This window comes from Psychrobacter sp. Rd 27.2, assembly GCF_001921755.1.
Classification (GTDB): domain Bacteria; phylum Pseudomonadota; class Gammaproteobacteria; order Pseudomonadales; family Moraxellaceae; genus Psychrobacter; species Psychrobacter celer.
In genome coordinates, this window is sequence record NZ_MRYB01000063.1 from 1 (window position 1) to 534 (window position 534).

At 26.6% G+C, this 534-nt stretch carries 1 protein-coding gene; it reads left to right on the forward strand.

The window, feature by feature from the left end; translation table 11 throughout:
• On the forward strand, positions 1 to 377 hold a 377-nt coding region (locus BTV99_RS13500; protein ID WP_178377970.1), incomplete at its 5' end, for a hypothetical protein.
• Positions 378 to 534: the final 157 nt, after the last annotated feature.

Below are 534 nucleotides of genomic sequence, written 5' to 3' on the forward strand. Positions count from 1 at the left end.
TGAAAAATATTAAACACAAAAGAAAGATTGAGATTGACAGTTTAAAATCAGAAATTAAGGTTGAAGATAATATTATATGTTTAGATGATGCGAAAAGAATAGTGACTTTTTTATTGCATATTCCAATAGATAAAAAGATAGAAGTATTTGACGACATAATAACAATTTCATCTTCAAAGAGTAGTAACGTTATAAATCTAACCCTATCCGAAACACCAAGTCTAATTGAAGTAAAAAAAGGAATGAAGGATAGTACAGTACATAGTGTTGTTTCTTACATTGCCAATACTCATGAGGACAGTCAAGTAATTAGAGTTATCTTTAATCAAGTAGATAAAATTGACCTGAAAACTTTTATTCGGTTCGAGCGATTTTAGTAATTTATTTTTATCTAAAAAACATATGATTATATTAGAAAGAATTTATTTGTAATTTCTAAATTTATTAGGATAAGTTGTATATGATTCGCAAAAGTCCAGTATTTTTCATAAAAGATAATCAGGTTGTTTATTACCCTAAAGGTGATGAGGTAGA